Consider the following 19,447-nt stretch of genomic DNA (forward strand, 5'->3'; position numbering starts at 1 on the left):
GCGGCGCTTGAATCCAATATTTCAATCAAACAAGTTTAATGCAAATCGGACCTGCTGAAATCCGGAAAAAACCCGGATCGTCAGGCTGTCAGCCTAGCTGCGCATGCAACTCCTGCACGGAATAAACCGGCAGGTTGTCCAGGTACTTCATGCCCTCCACGGCCGCTTCGGCGCCGGCAATGGTGGTGTAGGTCGTCACACGGGCCAGCAACGCCGAAGTGCGGATCTGGCGTGAATCGGTAATCGCGTTGCGCCGCTCTTCCACCGTATTGATGACCAGGGCGATTTCGTTGTTCTTGATCATGTCCACCACGTGCGGCCGGCCTTCGGTGACCTTGTTGACCACGGTGCAGGCGATACCCGCGGCCTGGATGGCCGCAGCGGTACCTTTGGTCGCCACCAGCTCGAACTTCTGCGCAGCCAGAGCGCGTGCGACTTCAACGGCTCGCGGCTTGTCATTGTTCTTGACGGTGAGGAACACCTTGCCCGAGGTCGGCAGTTTGGTGCCGGCTCCGAGCTGGGACTTCACGAAAGCTTCGCCGAAAGTTTTGCCCACGCCCATGACTTCGCCAGTAGATTTCATCTCGGGGCCGAGAATCGTGTCCACACCGGGGAACTTGACGAAGGGGAAAACCGCTTCCTTGACACTGAAGTAAGGTGGTGTGACTTCGTCCTTGATGCCCTGCGAAGCCAGCGACTGGCCCACCATGCAACGTGCTGCCACTTTGGCCAGCTGGATGCCGGTGGCCTTGCTGACAAAAGGCACGGTGCGCGAAGCGCGCGGGTTGACTTCCAGCACGTAGATCACGTCCTTGCCGTCAATGTTCTGGATGGCGAACTGCACGTTCATGAGGCCCACCACCGTGAGCGCCTCGGCCATGGCGGCGGTCTGGCGCTTGATTTCGGTGACGGTTTCGGCGCTCAGGGAATATGGCGGCAAAGAGCACGCCGAGTCGCCACTGTGCACGCCAGCCTGCTCGATGTGTTCCATCACGCCGCCGATAAAGGTACGGCCTTCGGGGTCTCGCAGGCAGTCGACGTCGCACTCGATGGCGTCGTTCAGGAAGCGGTCCAGCAGCACGGGCGAGTCATGGCTGACCTTGACAGCCTCACGCATGTAGCGTTCCAGGTCACGCTGCTCGTGCACGATCTCCATGGCACGGCCGCCCAGCACATAACTGGGGCGCACGACCAGGGGATAACCCAGCGCAGCGGCTTTCTCCAGCGCCTCGGGCTCGGTGCGGGCCGTGGCATTGGGCGGCTGGCGCAGCTTCAACTCATGCAGCAACTTCTGGAAGCGTTCACGGTCTTCCGCAGCGTCGATCATGTCGGGCGAAGTACCGATGATGGGCACGCCGTTCGCTTCCAGATCCAGTGCCAGCTTCAGAGGCGTCTGGCCGCCGTACTGGACGATCACGCCCAACGGTTTTTCCTTGTCGACAATTTCGAGCACGTCTTCGAGCGTCAGCGGCTCAAAGTACAGGCGGTCCGACGTGTCGTAGTCGGTCGAAACAGTCTCGGGGTTGCAGTTAACCATGATGGTTTCGTAGCCGTCTTCACGCATGGCCAGCGCCGCGTGCACGCAGCAGTAGTCAAACTCGATGCCCTGCCCGATCCGGTTGGGCCCGCCACCCAGCACCATGATCTTTTTCTTGTCGGTCGGCGCGGCTTCGCATTCGCTGCCTTCGGCCTCGTAGGTCGAATACATGTAAGCGGTGTTGGTTGCAAACTCGGCGGCGCAGGTGTCGACACGCTTGTAGACCGGGCGCACACCCAGCGCACGGCGTTTTTCACGGATGGCCGTGTCGGTGGTCTTGAGCTGCTTGGCCAGGCGGCGGTCGGAGAAGCCTTTTTGCTTCAATGCGCGCAGCGTGACAGCATCAATCTTGTCGAGCGAGGTGGTTTCCAGTTCGAGTTCGATCTTGACGATCTGCTCGATCTGCACGAGGAACCAGGGGTCGATCTTGGTCAGCGCAAACACTTCATCGACGCTCATGCCCTGGGCGAAGGCATCGCCCACGTACCAGATGCGGTCAGGACCTGGCGCGCCGAGTTCTTTCTCGAGCACTTCGCGGTCTTGCGTCTTCTCGTTCATGCCGTCGACGCCGACTTCCAGACCGCGTAGCGCTTTCTGGAAGGATTCCTGGAAGGTACGGCCCATGGCCATCACCTCGCCCACCGACTTCATCTGCGTGGTCAGGCGCGAATCAGCCGCCGGGAATTTCTCGAATGCGAAGCGCGGAATCTTGGTGACTACGTAGTCGATGCTGGGCTCAAAGCTCGCGGGAGTGGCGCCGCCCGTGATTTCGTTGCGCAGCTCGTCGAGCGTGTAACCGACCGCCAGCTTGGCGGCAACCTTGGCGATCGGAAAGCCCGTGGCCTTGGACGCCAGCGCCGAGGAGCGCGACACACGCGGATTCATTTCGATCACGACCATGCGGCCGTCGACCGGATTGATGGAGAACTGCACATTGGAGCCGCCGGTGTCCACGCCGATTTCGCGAAGCACGGCCAGCGAGGCGTTGCGCAGGATCTGGTATTCCTTGTCGGTCAGCGTCTGGGCCGGGGCGACGGTGATCGAGTCGCCGGTGTGCACGCCCATCGGGTCCAGGTTTTCAATCGAGCAGACGATGATGCAGTTGTCGGCGGTATCGCGCACGACTTCCATCTCGTATTCTTTCCAGCCGAGCAGAGACTCTTCGATCAACAGCTCGTTGGTGGGCGAGGCTTCGAGGCCGCGTTTGCAGATGACTTCGAACTCTTCGGAGTTGTAGGCGATGCCGCCGCCCGTGCCGCCCAGCGTGAAGCTGGGGCGGATCACGGTGGGGAAACCGACGGTTTTCTGGACTGCCCAGGCTTCATCCATGCTGTGCGCAATGCCGGAGCGGGCTGAGCCCAAACCGATCTTGGTCATCGCGTCCTTGAATTTCAGGCGGTCTTCGGCTTTGTCGATGGCCTCGGGCTTGGCGCCAATCAGCTCGACCTTGTACTTGTCGAGCACGCCGTTGTGCCAGAGGTCGAGCGCGCAGTTGAGCGCAGTCTGTCCGCCCATGGTCGGCAGGATGGCGTCAGGGCGTTCCTTGGCGATGATTTTTTCGACTGTCTGCCAGGTGATGGGCTCAATGTAGGTGACGTCGGCGGTCGCCGGGTCGGTCATGATCGTGGCGGGGTTGCTGTTGATCAGGATGACCTTGTAGCCCTCTTCGCGCAGCGCCTTGCAGGCCTGCACGCCGGAGTAGTCGAACTCGCAAGCCTGGCCGATGATGATGGGGCCGGCGCCGATGATGAGGACGGATTTGATGTCTGTACGTTTTGGCATTATTTGTTCCCTCCATGCTGTTCCATGAGGGCTGTGAAACGATCAAACAGATACGAAATATCGTGCGGGCCAGGCGAGGCTTCCGGGTGACCCTGAAAGCAAAACGCCGGCTTGTCGGTACGGGCCAGGCCTTGCAGCGTGCCGTCAAACAGGCTGATATGCGTGGGCCGCAAGTTGGCGGGCAGGCTTTTCTCGTCGACTGCAAAGCCGTGGTTCTGGCTGGTGATGCTGACGCGGCCGTTGTCCAGGTCTTTGACTGGATGGTTGGCGCCGTGGTGGCCAAACTTCATCTTGAAGGTCTTCGCGCCGCTGGCCAGCGCCATGATCTGGTGGCCCAGGCAGATACCGAAAGTCGGGATGCCGGTCTCAATGAGTTCGCGCACCGCCGCAATCGCGTAGTCACAAGGCTCAGGGTCGCCCGGGCCATTGGCCAGGAAGATGCCGTCGGGTTTAAGCTTGAGCACGTCGGCGGCTGGCGTTTGTGCCGGCACCACGGTGATACGCGCACCGCGCTCGGCCATCATGCGCAGGATGTTTTTCTTCACGCCGAAGTCGAAAGCCACGACGTGGAATTTGGGCGTGATTTGCACGCCATACCCCGCGCCGAGTTTCCATTCGGTCTGCGTCCATTCGTAGGTTTGCTTGACCGAGACGACCTTGGCCAGGTCGAGCCCGGCCATGCTGGGAGCGCCGCGCGCGGCCGCAACGGCCTTTTCGATCGCGGGCTGGCTGACTTCCTGGCCTGCAGGCAGTGCCAGGATGCAGCCGTTTTGCGCGCCCTTGGTGCGCAGGTGGCGTGTGAGCTGGCGGGTGTCTATGCCGGCGATGGCTACTGTGTTTTCCTTGACCAGGTATTCCGACAAGGTCATGGTCATGCGAAAGTTCGAGGCCAGCAGCGGCAGGTCCTTGATGATCAGGCCGGCGGCGTGGACTTTTTCAGCCTCGACGTCTTCGGCATTGATGCCGTAGTTGCCGATGTGCGGGTACGTGAGGGTGACGATCTGCTGGCAGTAGCTCGGATCCGTGAGGATTTCCTGGTAGCCGGTCATGGCGGTGTTGAACACCACCTCGCCGACTGTGGAGCCTGCGGCTCCAATGGAATTGCCGATAAAGACCGTGCCGTCTGCGAGCGCCAGGATGGCGTGTGGGGATTTTTCGCGTGATCCCTGTAGAGACAAAAGCACTGGGTTCTCCGGGTTGGTTACGGTTCGCCCAAGCGTGCACAAGAAACGTCTCCGGGAGACTCTTGCTGGCTGCCTTACATGGCTGCTTTTGTGAGGGTGTTTGCTTTGTCTGCGCTCGGGCGAAGCTGTGTTTTGAAAAGCCCTTGATTATAGCTTAGGGATGTGGCCCCCACGCTCCCCCACTTCGTGTGAGTCGCGGCCTCCCCGAGGGGGCCGGCCGCCCGCGGCCCGGCAAAGCCGAAAATGGCACACCCCTATCGGGCTCACGTGTAGCCCATTTCCCCTTGCAGGGGGACTGCGCCCGCGGCCCGGCAGAGCCGGACCCGCGGCTCATGCTGGCTTGAAGATTCAGGGCGAATGCAGGGGAGTATTTCATCAGTGGGGGCCGCGGGTCCGGCTTTGCCGGCCCCMGGCGCCGCCCCCTGGAAGGGGGGAACGGGCTACACGCAGTGAGCCTGGACGGGGGTGGGTCTATATCTTCAGCGAACTTGCGTACAGGCAAATTGCGGCCGCGGCCGCCACATTAAGCGACTCCTCGCCCCCCGGCTGGTCAATGCGGACCTGGAGCGCCGCCCGGCTCATGAGGTCGTCGCTGACGCCCTGCCCTTCGTGGCCCATGGCCCACGCACACGGCATAGGTAACTTCTGCTGATGCAAAAAGCTGCCCTGGTGCGAGCTGGTGACGACGATGGGTACAGTCAATGCTGCCAATGCCTCGGGCTCCAGGCCCTCCACCAGTTGCAGCGCAAAGTGGGCACCCATACCGGCGCGCAGCACCTTGGGCGACCAGAGCGCCGCCGTGCCCTTGAGGGCGAGAATCTGGCCAAAGCCAAAGGCCGCTGCGCTGCGCAGGATGGAGCCCACGTTGCCGGCATCCTGCACCCGGTCCAGAATGACCGAGGCTGCATGGGGTTGCGGGCTGGCAGGCGCCGGCAAATCCAGCACAAAACCCATGCGTGCGGGTGACTCCAGGCCGCTGATTTCCGGCAGCAGTGCATCGGGAATCACTATGTTTTTGATAGCTGCTTGCACCCATTCAGACTGGCTTGCAGACCAAAATGATTCACAAAAAACAGCGATGGCAGGCTGCAGGCCGCGCGCCAGCGCTGCACGGCACAAGTGGTCGCCCTCCAGCCAGACGCGGCCCTGCTTGCGGTACCCGGTGCTGTCTTGCGACAGTTTGCGCAGCTCCTTGATCAGGGGGTTGTCGCGCGAAGTGATGTACGTGGCGGAGCCAGAGGGCCCGGAAGAGCCGGAACTCACCGCAAGACCTCGGCCACCGGCGCAAAGGACCTGCGATGCTGGGGACAGGCGCCGTGTTCGCGCAACGCAGCCAGATGCTCGGCCGTGCCGTAGCCTTTATGGTCGGCAAACCCGTACTGGGGATACTCAAGATGGAATTCCGCGCACCAGCGGTCGCGGTAGACCTTGGCCAGGATCGATGCAGCGGAAATCGAAGGCACCAGCGCGTCGCCGCCCACAATGGCCTCGGAAAGGATGATCAGCGTCGGCAACCGGTTGCCGTCAACAAGCACCTTGTTGGGCTTCAGGCGCAGGCCTTCCACCGCGCGCCGCATGGCCAGCATGGTGGCCTGGAGGATATTGATGCTGTCGATTTCTTCAGCGCTTGCCAGCGCAATCGAACAACACAGCGCCTTGGCGCGGATTTCGTCATACAACTTTTCGCGGCGCAAGGCGGTGAGTTTTTTGGAGTCGGCCAATCCCTGGATGGGATTGAGCTCATCAAGAATGACGGCAGCCGCGACCACCGGGCCCATCAACGGTCCGCGGCCAGCTTCGTCCACGCCAGCCACAAGGCCAGGCGTATCCCATGACAGGGGTGTTTGCTCAGCTTTCAAGAATTTGCTGGATCGCATCAGTCGCCAGTTTTGAAGTGTCCCGCTGCAGTTCCGCATGCAGCGCGGTAAATTTTTGTTCTACAGCCGCTATTTTGTCAGGTGCCGAAGACTTTGCGTCAACCCATTTCAGCACGCCCGCTGCCAGCGCCTCAGGCGTAGCGGCGTCCTGCAGCAGCTCCGGAACGACAAACTCCCGGCAGAGGATATTGGGCAGGCCCACCCAAGGCTGCAATTTCTTGCGCCGCATGATTTGCCATGACAGCCAGTTCATGTTGTAGGCGATCACCATGGGCCGCTTGAAAAGCGCCGCCTCCAGCGTGGCGGTGCCACTGGCTATCAGTGTCACATCGCATGCCGCCAGTGCACTGTGGGACTGGCCCTCGATGATCTGCAGATGGGGTTTCATTCCTTCCAGGTCGGCATGGCGCTCAATCATGTGCTTCAGTGCGGGAATGGCCGGCACTATAAATTTGATAGCTGATTGCGCACGTTGGATAAGGGCTGCAGCCTTAAAGAATCGTTGCGCGAGGTACTGGATTTCGGATTTCCGGCTGCCGGGAAGAATGGCCACCACGGTGTCTTCATCCTGCAAACCCAGTTTGCGCCGGGCCGCTGCGCGGTCAGGCTGCAGGGGAATGACATTGGCCAGCGGGTGACCCACATAGGTCGCGGCAATGCCGTGGGCCGCCAGCAACGCCGGCTCAAAAGGGAAAATGCACAGTACATGATCCACACTGCGCCGGATCTTCTCAACACGGTCGGCACGCCAGGCCCAGATGGAGGGGCTGACAAAATGCACGGTCTTGATGCCTTTGGCCTTGAGCGCCGCCTCCAGGTCAAGATTGAAGTCGGGTGCATCAATGCCCAGGAAAAGGTCCGGGCGCTGATCCAGCAGGCGTTGCTTCAATTGTTCGCGTATGCCGACAATCTCGCGGTAATGCCGCAACACCTCAACATACCCGCGTACCGCGAGCTTTTCACTGGGCCACCAGGCGTTAAAACCGCGGCTTGCCATCTGTGAGCCGCCGATACCATTTGACGTCAGTGCCGGCCAGCGGGCCTTGAACCCATCGAGCAGCAGGCCGGCGAGCAAATCTCCAGAAGTTTCGCCCGCGACCATCGCCACGCAAGGGGAACCGGCTCTCAGGGACTCCGCAACGGGGAGGCCTGCCTCTCTACGGGCTGGCAGAGGGCTTGGCTCCATCAATGACATAGGTCTTACCGGACAATGCCGCGCTGCGGCGAGGTTTGTTCCAGAAATGAAAGCATCATCTGCACGTCAGGCGCGGCATCCGGGTACTTTTCCGTCAGAGCAGCAATGCGCTCGCGCGATACATCCAGGGTCAGGTCGTCACGGTATAGCGCTTTGTGCATGGCCTTGACAGCGGAAATTCGCTCTGGTGAAAAGCCCCGTCGCCGCAGCCCTTCAAAATTCATGGAGCGCGCCTCGGCCGGCTGGCCCTGCGCCATGACAAAAGGCGGCAAATCGGCAAACAGCAGCGAACACATGGCGGTGAAGCTGTGCGCGCCGATTTTCACGAACTGGTGCGCGACGGTGAAGCCGCCCAGGATCACCCAGTCGCCCACATGCACATGCCCACCCAGTTGGGTGTTGTTGGCAAAAATGGTGTTGTTTCCCACCACGCAGTCGTGCGCCAGATGCACATAGGCCATGAGCCAGTTGTCATCCCCCACACGGGTCATGCCAGTGTCGCCCGGCGAGCCGATGTTGAAGGTGCAGAATTCGCGAATGGTGTTGCGGTCGCCGATCACCAGCTCACAAGGCTCACCCGCGTATTTTTTATCCTGCGGAATTGCACCCAGTGAATTGAACTGGAAAATCCGGTTATCACGGCCTATGGTGGTGTGTCCTTCGATCACGCAGTGGGCGCCCACGGTGGTGCCGGCACCAATCTTCACGTGCGGACCAATAACCGTGTAGGGACCGACGCTCACCGACTCATGGAGCTGGGCTTGCGGATCAATAAGTGCGGTGGAATGTATAGCCGTCATGACAAAATCAACTGTTCAGCGAATAGGTCGGCCAAAAGCCGCATGGGCAAGTCCCCCTTCACACCGGGGCCGCGGGACTGGCTCCGCCAGACCGCAGGCGCAGCAGCCCCCTCGGGGGGCAGCGAATTACGCGAAGCGAAAAGCGTGGGGGCCATTCACGCGATCGTGCGCATGGTGCACATCAATTCGGCTTCGCAGGCAATGGTCTCACCTATCCTGGTGACCCCTTTGAATTTGAAAATGCCGGCCTTCATGCGGTCCAGTGTGACGTCCATGATCAGCTGGTCGCCAGGTTCGACGGGCCGCTTGAAGCGTGCGCCGTCGATGCCGGCGAAATAATAGACCGTCTTGTCGTCGGGCGTGACGCCCAGCGTTTCGAAAGCCAGCAGCGCGGCCGCCTGCGCCATGGCTTCCAGTATCAATACCCCCGGCATCACCGGGTGATGAGGAAAGTGCCCCATGAAAAAGGGCTCGTTGATCGTGACGTTTTTGAGCGCCTTGATGCGTTTGCCTTTTTCGATTTCCAGCACACGATCCACCAGCAGGATGGGATAACGATGCGGCAGCTGTTTGAGAATTTGGTGGATATCCATCATGATTTTTCTTGAGTGTGTCCTGAATGCAGGATCGCTTTTTCAGCCTCCCTGAGACGCTCGCGAAGCGTATGAAGCTGCTTGAGCGTAGCGGCATTTTTTTCCCAGACAGCATTGTCGTCGATGGGAAAGAGACCGGTGTAATGCCCGGGCTTCAAAATGGATCGGGTTACCACCGATGCAGCCGAAACATGCACACCATCGGCGAGCGTCAAGTGGCCCAGCACAATGGCGCCGCCCCCCACCGTGCAGTGCGCACCAATCGTGGCGCTGCCCGCGACGCCGGCACAGCCGGCCATGGCGGTATGTTTGCCAACCCGGACGTTGTGGCCGATCTGGACCAGGTTATCGAGCTTCACACCATCTTCCAGCACCGTGTCCTGCAGCGCACCGCGGTCAATGCAGCTGTTGGCACCGATCTCGACATCATTGCCGATCTGCACACCGCCGAGTTGCTCGATCTTCACCCACTGCCCCCGGTGCGACGCAAAGCCAAAACCGTCAGCGCCGATTACCGCGCCGGAATGTACGATGCAGCGCTCCCCGACACGGCAGCCTTCGGCGACAGTCACGCGCGCCGACAACCGGGTGTTCGCACCGATTTGTGCATGCCGCCCGACGACGCAATGTTCCGCAATCCGCGCATTTTCACCAATCGCCGCGCCTTGGCCGATGCAGGCAAATGCACCAATCGAAACGCCGGACGCCACAGTGGCAGAGGGATCGATATAGGCACTGGGGTGAATGTGCGGAGTCACCTGCGGGAAATGCCGCCGCTTCCAGAGTTGGGTGACCAGCGCAAAAGCGTGGTAAGGATCTTCTGTAACGATGCAGGCGCCTCGCTTGACTGCGGCCTCACGCGCGGCGGGCGCCACAATGACGCAGACAGCCTCGGACTGCGCGAGCTTGGACAGGTATTTGGGGTGGCTGAGGAAACTCAGGTCCGCGGGACCGGCAGCCTCCAAAGTGGAAAGCCGCTCTATCTGCAGGCCGGGGTCGCCGACCAGTTCGACCTGTACTGCACCGGCCAGGGATTCAACGATATCGGCAAGACGGAGTGTCACACTGCGCCTGCCGTTTTCACGATGGTGATCGTGGTGAACACCCCGCAATCAACGGGAAGCGTTCAACGCCTTGATCACCTTGTCGGTGATGTCATGCTTGGGATTGACATAGACCGATTCCTGGAGAATCAGGTCGTACTTTTCCGTCTCAGCCAGCGTCTTCACAACCTTGTTCGCGCGTTCGATGACTTGCTGGAGTTCTTCATTTTTGCGGGTATTCAGATCTTCCTGGAACTCACGGCGCTTGCGCTGGAAGTCCCGATCCTGATCGACAAGCTGCTTTTGCCGTGAAACGCGCTGGCTCTCGGCAAGCGTTGGGGCTTCGCGCTCAAACTTGTCAGAGAGGGTTTTCAGCTGGGTCGCCAGATCGTTCAGCTCTTTTTCACGCTTGCTGAATTCCTGCTCCAGTTTGGTCTGGGCGGCTTTCGCGGAATTGGCTTCCCGGAAAATCCGGTCCAGGTTGACAATCCCGACCTTGAACTCCTGCGCACTTGCGGAGAAACCCGCCAGTGCAATGGCAACGCCCAGGAAAATTTTGATTGAAAAATGCTTCATTAGAAAGATGTACCAATTTGGAATTGCAACCGCTCTATTCTATCGCCTGGCATTTTGCGCAGCGGCGTCGCAATAGCGATGCGCAAGGGCCCCACTGGGGAAATCCAGCTGATACCAATGCCTGTGGAGGCCCGCAGGTCATTCACACGGAAACGTTCATTCTCACCAAAAACATTGCCTGCGTCCACAAACCCATAAAGGCGCAAGGTACGGTCATTGCCCGCCCCAGGAAACGGCGCAATGAGTTCGGCATTGAGCGTGAGCTTCTTCGGACCACCGATAGCGAGATCAGATGCATCTCGCGGGCCCAGTGAGCCTTGCTCAAATCCGCGCACGGAACCCAGGCCGCCCGAATAGTAGTTCTTGAAGAGCGGATAAGGCTGGCCACTCAGGCCTTTACCCCAGCCAAACTCGCCGTTAAGCGCAATCGTGAACTGCTTGTTGAGCGGAATGTATTTCTGGGCCTGGTAATTCGCTCGCACGAATTTAATATCGCCGGCAACACCCCAATCACCATAAACGCGCTGATACAGGCCGGTGGTAGGTACCAGCGCGCTGTCGCGGCTGTCGCGCGACCAGCCCACAGTCAGCGGAATCGAGTTGCTTGTATAGCCGAACTGGTTCGCGTAGTTCAGGTAGCTCACTGGCAGATTGGTGCCCGGCACAATCTTCAATTGCTCGTAACCAGTACCAAAATAAACTGTGTCGTTCTCGGTAAACGGGACACCGAAACGAATGCTTGCGCCCCGGGTTTTCAGGCTGTAGTCACCACCTTGGCCCGAGGTAGGCTTCGACGTGCGGTCATAGACATCAATGGTGCGCGAAATACCATCGGCCGTGAAATATGGGTCAATGGTGCTGAGCACGATCTGTCGGTTTGACTTGCTCGTATTGACTTCAACGCCCAAGTAATTGCCGGAGCCAAAAACATTTTCCTGCTTAATGCCAAATACCAGCGAGAGGCTGTCCGCGCTGGAATACCCTGCCCCAAGCTGTAAATTACCGGTCGGTTTTTCGACCACATTGACCGTGATGTCGACCTGGTCGTTTGTGCCGGTCACTTCCTGCGTTTCTACATTCACATCTGTAAAGAAGCCCAGACGGTCGACACGGTCGCGGGAAAGCCGGATTTTGTCGCCGTCGTACCAGGATGACTCAAACTGGCGGAACTCGCGACGCACGACTTCATCGCGCGTGCGATTGTTTCCGGCCACGTTGATGCGCCGAACATAGGCGCGGCGGGACGGTTCTGCCTGAAGCACAAATGCCACGCGGTTATTGACACGGTCAATTTCCGGCACCGCTTCGACGCGGGCAAAAGCGTAGCCAAAAGTACCGAAATAGTCGCTGAACGCCTTGGTCGTCTCAGCGACCTCGTCCGCGTTGTAGGCCTCACCAGGCGTGATTTTCACGAGTGTCTTGAACTCTTCTTCCTTGTTCAGGTAGTTGCCCTCAAGCTTGACGCCCGAAACCACAAAACGCTCGCCCTCGGTCACGTTGACGGTGATCGCAATGCTTTGCTTGTCCGGGGAAATCGCCACTTGGGTAGAGTCGATCTTGAACTCGAGGTAGCCCCGCGAAAGGTAGTAGGAGCGCAGCGTTTCAATGTCGGCGTTGAGCTTGGTGCGGGAGTAGCGATCCGACTTGGTGTACCAGCTGAGCCAGCCACCTGTATCAAGGTCAAAGAGGCTCAGGAGTGTCGACTCGCTGAACGCCTTGTTGCCTGTAATGTGGATTTCCTTGATCTTCGCGACATCGCCTTCGGTCACGCTGAAAGTCAGATTGACCCGATTGCGTTCGATCGGCGTGACGGTGGTGACGATTTCAACGCCGTACAGGCTCTTGTTGATGTACTGGCGCTTGAGCTCCTGCTCCGCCTTGTCGGCAAGCGCCTTGTCAAACGGCTGGCCGTCCGCAACACCGGCCTCGCGGAGTGCCTTCTTGAGCGCGTCCTTGTCGAACTCCTTGGCACCCACAAAGTCCACGTCAGCGACGGTGGGACGCTCTTCAACGATCACCACCAGTACGTCGCCACTGACTTCAAGCCGCACGTCCTTGAACAGACCCAGTCCAAACAGCGCACGAATGGCGGTGGAGCCCTTGTCGTCGTTATAGGTTTCGCCGACCCGAAAGGGCAAGGAGGCAAAAATGGTTCCGGGCTCAACGCGCTGCAAGCCTTCAACCCGGATATCACGCACCGTGAAAGGATCAACGGCCCAAGCCGAACTGGCTGCAAAAAGACCGGCGGCGATAGCGCAAACTGCACGAACTTTGAAGCGATTTATTTGTTTTTGCATGAAATGTAAGGAATTAGCCCAAAAGCCGGGTGACATCGTTAAACAGGGCAACGCACATCATGCCCAGCAGGATAGCAACGCCACCGCGCTGCAACCGGTCCATCCAGGCGTCGGACACGCCCCGGCCGGTGATCCCCTCCCAAAGATAATACATCAGGTGTCCCCCATCCAGAACCGGCAGCGGCAGTAAATTCAGGACACCAAGGCTCACGCTGACCAGGGCCAGAAAGGTCAGGTAATAGCTCAATCCCAGGCTGGCCGATTTACCAGCATAGTCGGCAATCGTGAGCGGCCCGCTGAGGTTCTTGAGCGATGCCTGTCCCGTCAGCATTTTCCCCATCAGACGCAACGTGAGCGTGGATACCTGCCAGGTCCGTGCGGCGCCTTGCCACAATCCCTCGATGAAACCATAGCGTACCGTCACAAGTTCGAACGGCGCGTCCACGGAGGCCTCGATCCGGGGCACCATCGCCCCGTTCACGGGCCTGAGTTCAGGGGTAACCTGCAGCGTCAGGTTCTGGCCAGCGCGGATGATCTGCCAGCTCTGGGGCACGATGGCTACCGCACCGGCACCGGAGGCCCGAGGGGACGTGCGTATGATTTCACGCAACTGCTGCCCGTCCGTGATTGCAGCATTTCCAATGCGCATCACCAAGTCGCCGGCTTTCAGGCCGGATTTTTCAGCCGGGCTGCCGGGCAGGATGTTCCCAATCTCGGGACGGGTCCAAGGCCCGAGGATGCCAATCTTGCGGAAGAGCTGCGCGTCAGCTTCAGGAGCACCCAGCGTGCTGAGCGCCAGCCGAACCGTTTGCCCGGCGCCCGCCGTATTACCGCCCAGCACCAGCCTGAGGTCACGACCGTCGAGGGCACCTTGCGTCAGACGCCAGCGCAGGTCTTCGAAAGAACGGACGTCCTGGAGTTCATCGCCCTCAAAAGCCGCCTGTGCCACCGTTTCCTGACCACGCAGGCCTGCTTTTTCCGCGAGCGATCCGGCAACGGGGCTGGACAGGATGGCTTTGGGCTCCTGCAGTCCGCTCCAGTTAAGAGTGGCGTACAGCAGCACGGCCAGCAGCAAATTGGCAGCCGGCCCGGCGGCCACCACGGCAACCCGCGATCTCAGCGGCTGGGTATTAAAAGCCAGTTGGCGCTCGGATGGATCCACCGGGGCCTCACGCTCATCCAGCATCTTGACGTAGCCGCCCAGGGGCAGCATGCCGATGGAAAACTCCGTCGACCTGTTTTTGAGCTTCCAGGTGTAAATCGGTTTGCCGAATCCGATGGAAAATTTCAGAACCTTGATGCCACATGCCACCGCGACGCGGTAATGGCCGTATTCGTGCACGGCAATCAGGATTCCGAGAGTCACAACGAAAGAAACCAGTGTCAGCATCTCAGGACTCCAGACCTTGGGTGATTTGAGTGGCAACGCGGCGGGCTTGCTCATCCAGCGCCAGCAAGCCTTCTATATCGTCGACCTGAGAGACTGCCGCGGCCTCCAAAGTTGCATGGTTTACATGGTGAATATGGTCGAAGCGGATGCGCCGGTCCAAAAAGGCCGCCACAGCAATCTCATTGGCTGCGTTCAGCACCACGCAAGTGCCCGGCGGCGCACGCAAACTCTCCCAGGCCAAAGGCAGGCAGGGAAAGCGCTGAAAGTCCGGGACCTCGAATGTCATGGCGGCCATGCGGGCGAAGTCAAGGCGCGCCGTGCCGCTTTCGATGCGCTCCGGCCAGGACAGGCCATAGGCAATCGGCACCCGCATATCCGGCGTACCCAGCTGGGCCATCACCGATGCGTCATGGAACTGCACCATCGAATGGATGATTTGCTGCGGATGGATCACCACCTCGATCTGCTCCGGCACGACACCAAACAGGTACTTGGCTTCAATCACCTCCAAAGCCTTGTTCATCATCGTGGCCGAATCCACCGAAATCTTGCGGCCCATCGAAAAATTCGGGTGCGTGCAGGCCTGCTCGGGCGTTACGTCACGCAGAGTTGCCGGATCACGGGCGCGAAAAGGACCGCCAGACGAGGTCAGCATGATTTTTTCGATGCGCCGGGGCCACACCGCCGGGTCTTCGGGCAATGACTGGAAAATGGCCGAATGCTCACTGTCAATCGGCAGCAACCGGGCACCCCCTTCACGAACCGCCCGCATAAACACTTCGCCGCCGACAACGAGGGCCTCCTTGTTGGCGAGCAGCAGGCGCTTGCCCGCCTTTGCGGCCGCCATGCACGGACCCAACCCGGCAGCGCCCACAATAGCGGCCATCACGGTATCCACCAACTCGTGCGACGCTATCATTTCGAGAGCGTCTTGCTCCCATAGAACCTGCACCGGAAGCTGATTTACCTTGATCTTCTCGGCCAGCAAACGGGCATGCGGCTCACTGGCCATCACCGCGTATCGGGGTTTGAACTGGGCGCACTGCGCCAGCATCAAGTCCGTTTGGGTTGCCGCGCTGAGGGCAAATACCTCAAAGCGCCCAGGGTGGCGGGCGATGACATCAAGCGTGTTGACACCAATGGACCCCGTGGAGCCCAAAACGGTCACACGCTGCTTTTCAAAGGACATACGCGAGCAAAGCCTAAAGGGTAACCAGCATCATCGCCAGGGGCAGCGTGGGCAATAGCGCGTCGACCCGGTCGAGCACGCCGCCGTGGCCCGGCAACAGGCCGCTGGAGTCCTTCACCCCGGCACTGCGCTTGATAAGAGACTCGACCAGATCGCCCACCACACTCATGGCGGCCAGGAAAATAACCGCCAGCAGCATGACGACCACGCCGTGATGATCAGCCAGGCGGCTGTAAAGCGTGGCGTCAGCCCAGAAGCCGCCGCCAATGCCCGCACGGCCCAGCCAGACCCAGGCCAGCGACAGCGCCACCACACCGGCCATGCCGCCCCACACGCCCTCCCAGCTTTTACCCGGGCTGATCGAAGGAGCCAGTTTGCCCTTGCTGAACCGGCCTCCCAGGGCGCGGCCTGCAAAGTAGGCAAAGATATCGGCCACCCAGACCAGCAGCAGAACGGACAGCAAAAAGTCAATGCCCGCCACACGGGCCTGGGCCACGGCCAGCCAGGCGACCAACAACGCAGCCAGCCCCCCTGGAAGGCGAATTACCTTGGGTATGCGCGGCCAGCCCGCCACGCCATTGCGCAGCAACCAGCCACCAGCAAGCACCCAAGCCGCACCTGCAGCAGCCCAAAGAAGCGGCAGCGGCTTTACGAGCAGACCAAAGTCCCACGCGAGCGCGCACAGCCCGACACAAACGGCGGCGAGCCCCACAGAGGCTCCCTGCCCGAGTGCATTCAGCCGGCCCCACTCCCAGGCACCTGCAGCAATCAACAGCAGCGCAACGGCACAAAAGGGCTCTGGCGTCTTGTAGAAAAGGGCTGGCAGCAAAATAGCCAGAAGGACAATCGCTGTGATCACGCGCTGTTTAAGCATCAGGCAGCCTTTGTATTTTCATTGGTGCTGCGGCCACTGACCTGGGCGGAGGTCTTGCCGAAGCGTCGTTCGCGAGTCCGAAAGACGGCGATCGCCTCGTCCAGCGCCGCCTCGTCAAATTCAGGCCACAACTTGTCAGAAAAATGCAGCTCTGAATAAGCTGCCTGCCACAGCAAAAAATTACTGATCCGCAACTCACCGCCTGTGCGAATCAGCAGATCCGGGTCCGGCACGTGCGCCAGCGCCATCTCGCTGTCCAGCGACAGTTCGGTAATGGCTTCACCGCGGCTGGCCAACCTGTTCGCAGCCTGGGCAATATCCCAGCGGCCGCCGTAGTTGAAGCACACATTAAAAACCAGCCGCTGGTTGGCCGAGGTGTCGTGCTCAGCTTGCGCCAGCCCTGCCTGGACTTTCTCGGAAAGCCGCTGGCGGTCTCCGACAAAACGCAGTTGCACGCCGTTGGCATTCAGGCTGGGGACTTCCTTGGAAAGAGAATAGGCCAGCAACTCCATCAGCCCGGACACTTCTTCAGCCGGCCGGTTCCAGTTCTCGGAAGAAAAAGCGAAAACCGTGAGGACGCCGATGCCGCGGTCCAGGCATGCACGAACGCAGCGGCTGAGCGAATCAACGCCTTGCTTGTGGCCAGCAATGCGGGGTAAAAACCGTTTGGTCGCCCAGCGACCATTGCCATCCATGACGATGGCAACGTGGTGCGGGACTATGGGATGGGTGGTGGCCATGGTGAATCAGGCCAGACGACGAGGCGTCAAACCGCCATGATGTCTTGTTCCTTGCCGGCGACCAGTTTGTCGACTTCGGCAATGAAACGGTCCGTGAACTTCTGGATATCGTCCTGCGAACGGCGTTCGTCGTCCTCGGAAGCGAGCTTGTCCTTGACGAGTTTCTTGACGCCATCATTGGCATCGCGGCGCAGGTTGCGAATAGCCACTTTGGCGTGCTCCCCTTCGGCGCGCACGACCTTGGTGAGTTCGCGGCGGCGCTCTTCGGTCATGGCCGGCATGGGCACGCGGATCAGGTCGCCCTGCGCGGCCGGATTGAGTCCCAGGTCTGAATCACGGATGGCCTTTTCGATCTTGGCGCCCATGCCTTTTTCCCAGGGCGAGACGCTGATGGTGCGGGCGTCGAGCAGCGACACATTGGCCACCTGGCTGATCGGCACCATGGAGCCGTAATAGTCAACATGCACGGTATCGAGCAAACCGGGGTTGGCGCGGCCCGTGCGGATCTTGGTCAGGCCATTTTTGAACGAGTCAATGGACTGCTGCATCTTTTGCTCTGCCTGCTGCTTGACTTCAACAATGCTCATGGTCGAATCTCCGGATTTTTATAGCGAAAAAGAACAAGCTGGGACAGGAGGCTCAGACGTGAACCAGGGTTCCCTCGTCCTCGCCCTGCACAACGCGCTTGAGCGCACCATGCTTGAAAATGCTGAACACCTTGATGGGGAGTTTCTGGTCGCGACACAACGCAAAGGCCGTGGCGTCCATGACCTCCAGGTTCTTGCCCATGGCTTCATCAAACGTGATGTTGGTGTAGCGCGTGGCTTTCGGGTCTTTCTTGGGGTCCGCAGTGTACACGCCATCGACCTTGGTGGCCTTCAGCACGATCTCGGCGCCGATCTCCGCGCCGCGCAGTGCGGCCGCCGTGTCTGTGGTGAAAAACGGGTTGCCGGTGCCGGCCGCAAAGATGACGACTTTGCCCTCTTCGAGGTACTGCAGGGCTTTGGGGCGAACATAAGGCTCGACCACGCGCTCAATGCCGATGGCCGACATGACACGAGCGATCAGCCCGGCCTTGTCCATGGTGTCGCCCAAAGCCAGGGCGTTCATCACGGTGGCCAGCATGCCCATGTAGTCGGCGGTGGCGCGGTCCATGCCGACGGAACCGCCGGCCACACCGCGAAAGATATTGCCGCCGCCGATCACGACCGCCACTTCGACACCCATGCGGGTGACTTCGGCGATCTCTTCCACCATGCGCACGATGGTCGCGCGGTTGATGCCAAAGGCATCATCCCCCATCAAGGCCTCACCTGACAGTTTTAACAAGATTCGCTTGTAGGCTGGCATGTGAGAGCTTTCTTTGTTGGGTTGTCTGAAGTTTAGCGGCCTTCCGGCTGGACTGAAATGCTCAAGCAGCCTTGGCTGCGGCGACCTGGGCGGCGACTTCGGCAGCGAAATCGTCCACCTTTTTCTCAATGCCTTCACCCACGACATACAGCGTGAAAGACTTGATCGTCGTCGCTTTTTCCTTGAGCATTTGCTCGACGGTCTGCTTGTCGTTCTTGACGAAAGTCTGGTTGTACAGGCTGACTTCTTTCAGGTACTTCTGCACGCCACCTTCGATACGCTTTGCAACAATTTCAGCAGACTGAACGGCCTTGCCTTCAGCTTGTGCCTTGGCGGCATCTTCAGCGGCCTTGGCCGCTGCCACCGAGCGCTCTTTGGCGACCAGTTCGGCAGGCACTTCAGCGCTGGACAACGACACTGGCTTCATCGCGGCTACGTGCATGGCGACATCCTTGGCGGCGGCTTCGTCGCCTTCGAACTCCACCACCACACCGATACGCGTGCCATGCAGGTAAGACGCCAGCTTGCTGCCGGAGAAACGCTTGAAGCGGCGCACGCTCATGTTTTCGCCGATCTTGCCGATCAGGCCCTTGCGCACGTCTTCCACCGTCGGGCCAAAGCCGTCCAGCGTCAGGGGCATGGCACCAACGGCTCCCACATCTGCAGGGTTGTTCTTGACGATGCCTTCGACCACGGCTTTGGTGAAAGCCAGGAAGCTGTCATTCTTGGTCACGAAGTCGGTTTCGCAGTTGATTTCCACCAGCGCGCCCACATCGCCTTCGCGGTGCGCAGCCACAACGCCCTCGGCGGTGACGCGGGAAGCGGCCTTGCCGGCCTTGCTGCCGAGCTTGACGCGCAGGATTTCTTCGGCTTTTTCGAAGTTGCCTTCAGCTTCGGTCAGTGCTTTCTTGCACTCCATCATGGGGGCGTCGGTCTTGGCGCGCAGTTCAGCGACCATGCTTGCAGTAATTGCCATCTTTGATTCTCCGTTTTGTCGTTTTTGACACGCTGGAAGCGATC

17 protein-coding genes are annotated in these 19,447 nt (G+C 59.9%); all 17 read right to left on the minus strand.

Annotated elements, in window-relative coordinates; translation table 11 throughout:
* Positions 1-88: 88 nt before the first annotated feature.
* The 17 genes from carB to tsf all read right to left on the minus strand — a co-directional run bounded on the left by carB (position 89) and on the right by tsf (position 19,403).
* Positions 89-3,319 carry a carbamoyl-phosphate synthase large subunit gene (gene carB / locus AC1DYR_RS00855; protein ID WP_477703425.1) on the minus strand — a complete coding sequence of 1,077 codons (3,231 nt, stop codon included), beginning with the start codon at positions 3,317-3,319 and terminating at the stop codon, positions 89-91.
* A complete protein-coding gene (gene carA, locus AC1DYR_RS00860; protein WP_477703426.1) occupies positions 3,319-4,503 on the minus strand; it encodes a glutamine-hydrolyzing carbamoyl-phosphate synthase small subunit in 1,185 nt (394 codons plus the stop codon). Before carA ends, carB begins: the two co-directional genes overlap by 1 nt.
* A gap of 471 nt (positions 4,504-4,974) precedes the next feature.
* Positions 4,975-5,766 carry a TrmH family RNA methyltransferase gene (locus tag AC1DYR_RS00865; RefSeq protein WP_477703427.1) on the minus strand — a complete coding sequence of 264 codons (792 nt, stop codon included), beginning with the start codon at positions 5,764-5,766 and terminating at the stop codon, positions 4,975-4,977.
* Positions 5,763-6,380, minus strand: a complete 618-nt coding sequence (gene rnhB / locus AC1DYR_RS00870; protein WP_477649838.1) for a ribonuclease HII — start codon at positions 6,378-6,380, stop codon at positions 5,763-5,765. Before rnhB ends, AC1DYR_RS00865 begins: the two co-directional genes overlap by 4 nt.
* Positions 6,352-7,482 (minus strand): lipid-A-disaccharide synthase, encoded by a 1,131-nt coding sequence (gene lpxB / locus AC1DYR_RS00875; protein WP_477704107.1) that lies wholly within the window; start codon positions 7,480-7,482, stop codon positions 6,352-6,354. Before lpxB ends, rnhB begins: the two co-directional genes overlap by 29 nt.
* 98 nt (positions 7,483-7,580) lie before the next feature.
* Positions 7,581-8,375: an acyl-ACP--UDP-N-acetylglucosamine O-acyltransferase gene (gene lpxA, locus AC1DYR_RS00880; protein ID WP_477703428.1), complete on the minus strand. Its 795-nt coding sequence runs from the start codon at positions 8,373-8,375 to the stop codon at positions 7,581-7,583.
* A 155-nt stretch (positions 8,376-8,530) separates the two neighbouring features.
* Positions 8,531-8,971 carry a 3-hydroxyacyl-ACP dehydratase FabZ gene (fabZ, locus tag AC1DYR_RS00885; protein WP_477703429.1) on the minus strand — a complete coding sequence of 147 codons (441 nt, stop codon included), beginning with the start codon at positions 8,969-8,971 and terminating at the stop codon, positions 8,531-8,533.
* The gene (gene lpxD / locus AC1DYR_RS00890; protein WP_477703430.1) at positions 8,968-10,032 is read right to left on the minus strand and encodes a UDP-3-O-(3-hydroxymyristoyl)glucosamine N-acyltransferase; all 1,065 of its coding nucleotides are present in this window, start codon (positions 10,030-10,032) and stop codon (positions 8,968-8,970) included. The genes fabZ and lpxD overlap by 4 nt, the downstream gene beginning before the upstream one ends.
* A gap of 48 nt (positions 10,033-10,080) precedes the next feature.
* On the minus strand, positions 10,081-10,587 hold the full coding sequence (locus tag AC1DYR_RS00895) for an OmpH/Skp family outer membrane protein (protein ID WP_457280564.1): 507 nt from the start codon (positions 10,585-10,587) through the stop codon (positions 10,081-10,083).
* Complete coding sequence (gene bamA / locus AC1DYR_RS00900) at positions 10,587-12,884, minus strand: outer membrane protein assembly factor BamA (RefSeq protein WP_477703431.1); 2,298 nt, start codon at positions 12,882-12,884, stop codon at positions 10,587-10,589. The genes AC1DYR_RS00895 and bamA overlap by 1 nt, the downstream gene beginning before the upstream one ends.
* Positions 12,885-12,897: 13 nt before the next feature.
* Positions 12,898-14,274, minus strand: coding sequence for an RIP metalloprotease RseP (gene rseP, locus AC1DYR_RS00905; RefSeq protein ID WP_477703432.1), 1,377 nt, complete (start codon positions 14,272-14,274; stop codon positions 12,898-12,900).
* 1 nt (position 14,275) lies between these two features.
* Complete coding sequence (ispC, locus tag AC1DYR_RS00910; RefSeq protein WP_477703433.1) at positions 14,276-15,463, minus strand: 1-deoxy-D-xylulose-5-phosphate reductoisomerase; 1,188 nt, start codon at positions 15,461-15,463, stop codon at positions 14,276-14,278.
* Positions 15,464-15,476: 13 nt separating this feature from the next.
* Positions 15,477-16,337: a phosphatidate cytidylyltransferase gene (locus AC1DYR_RS00915; protein ID WP_477703434.1), complete on the minus strand. Its 861-nt coding sequence runs from the start codon at positions 16,335-16,337 to the stop codon at positions 15,477-15,479.
* Positions 16,337-17,077 carry a polyprenyl diphosphate synthase gene (gene uppS, locus AC1DYR_RS00920; protein WP_477703435.1) on the minus strand — a complete coding sequence of 247 codons (741 nt, stop codon included), beginning with the start codon at positions 17,075-17,077 and terminating at the stop codon, positions 16,337-16,339. The genes AC1DYR_RS00915 and uppS overlap by 1 nt, the downstream gene beginning before the upstream one ends.
* A 26-nt stretch (positions 17,078-17,103) precedes the next feature.
* Positions 17,104-17,664 (minus strand): ribosome recycling factor, encoded by a 561-nt coding sequence (gene frr / locus AC1DYR_RS00925; protein ID WP_457280558.1) that lies wholly within the window; start codon positions 17,662-17,664, stop codon positions 17,104-17,106.
* Between the two features lie 52 nt (positions 17,665-17,716).
* Positions 17,717-18,427: a UMP kinase gene (pyrH, locus tag AC1DYR_RS00930; RefSeq protein WP_036838012.1), complete on the minus strand. Its 711-nt coding sequence runs from the start codon at positions 18,425-18,427 to the stop codon at positions 17,717-17,719.
* Positions 18,428-18,488: 61 nt separating this feature from the next.
* Complete coding sequence (gene tsf / locus AC1DYR_RS00935; protein WP_477703436.1) at positions 18,489-19,403, minus strand: translation elongation factor Ts; 915 nt, start codon at positions 19,401-19,403, stop codon at positions 18,489-18,491.
* Positions 19,404-19,447: the final 44 nt, after the last annotated feature.

The sequence above is a fragment of the Polaromonas sp. P1_F9 genome, assembly GCF_056405615.1.

Coding starts and splice junctions, on each gene's coding strand:
- carB (WP_477703425.1), bottom strand. CDS start 3,319: ATGCCAAAACGTACAGACATCAAATCCGTCCTCATCATCGGCGCCGGC.
- rnhB (WP_477649838.1), bottom strand. CDS start 6,380: ATGCGATCCAGCAAATTCTTGAAAGCTGAGCAAACACCCCTGTCATGG.
- lpxB (WP_477704107.1), bottom strand. CDS start 7,482: ATGGTCGCGGGCGAAACTTCTGGAGATTTGCTCGCCGGCCTGCTGCTC.
- lpxA (WP_477703428.1), bottom strand. CDS start 8,375: ATGACGGCTATACATTCCACCGCACTTATTGATCCGCAAGCCCAGCTC.
- fabZ (WP_477703429.1), bottom strand. CDS start 8,971: ATGATGGATATCCACCAAATTCTCAAACAGCTGCCGCATCGTTATCCC.
- AC1DYR_RS00895 (WP_457280564.1), bottom strand. CDS start 10,587: ATGAAGCATTTTTCAATCAAAATTTTCCTGGGCGTTGCCATTGCACTG.
- bamA (WP_477703431.1), bottom strand. CDS start 12,884: ATGCAAAAACAAATAAATCGCTTCAAAGTTCGTGCAGTTTGCGCTATC.
- rseP (WP_477703432.1), bottom strand. CDS start 14,274: ATGCTGACACTGGTTTCTTTCGTTGTGACTCTCGGAATCCTGATTGCC.
- ispC (WP_477703433.1), bottom strand. CDS start 15,463: ATGTCCTTTGAAAAGCAGCGTGTGACCGTTTTGGGCTCCACGGGGTCC.
- AC1DYR_RS00915 (WP_477703434.1), bottom strand. CDS start 16,337: ATGCTTAAACAGCGCGTGATCACAGCGATTGTCCTTCTGGCTATTTTG.
- uppS (WP_477703435.1), bottom strand. CDS start 17,077: ATGGCCACCACCCATCCCATAGTCCCGCACCACGTTGCCATCGTCATG.
- frr (WP_457280558.1), bottom strand. CDS start 17,664: ATGAGCATTGTTGAAGTCAAGCAGCAGGCAGAGCAAAAGATGCAGCAG.
- pyrH (WP_036838012.1), bottom strand. CDS start 18,427: ATGCCAGCCTACAAGCGAATCTTGTTAAAACTGTCAGGTGAGGCCTTG.
- tsf (WP_477703436.1), bottom strand. CDS start 19,403: ATGGCAATTACTGCAAGCATGGTCGCTGAACTGCGCGCCAAGACCGAC.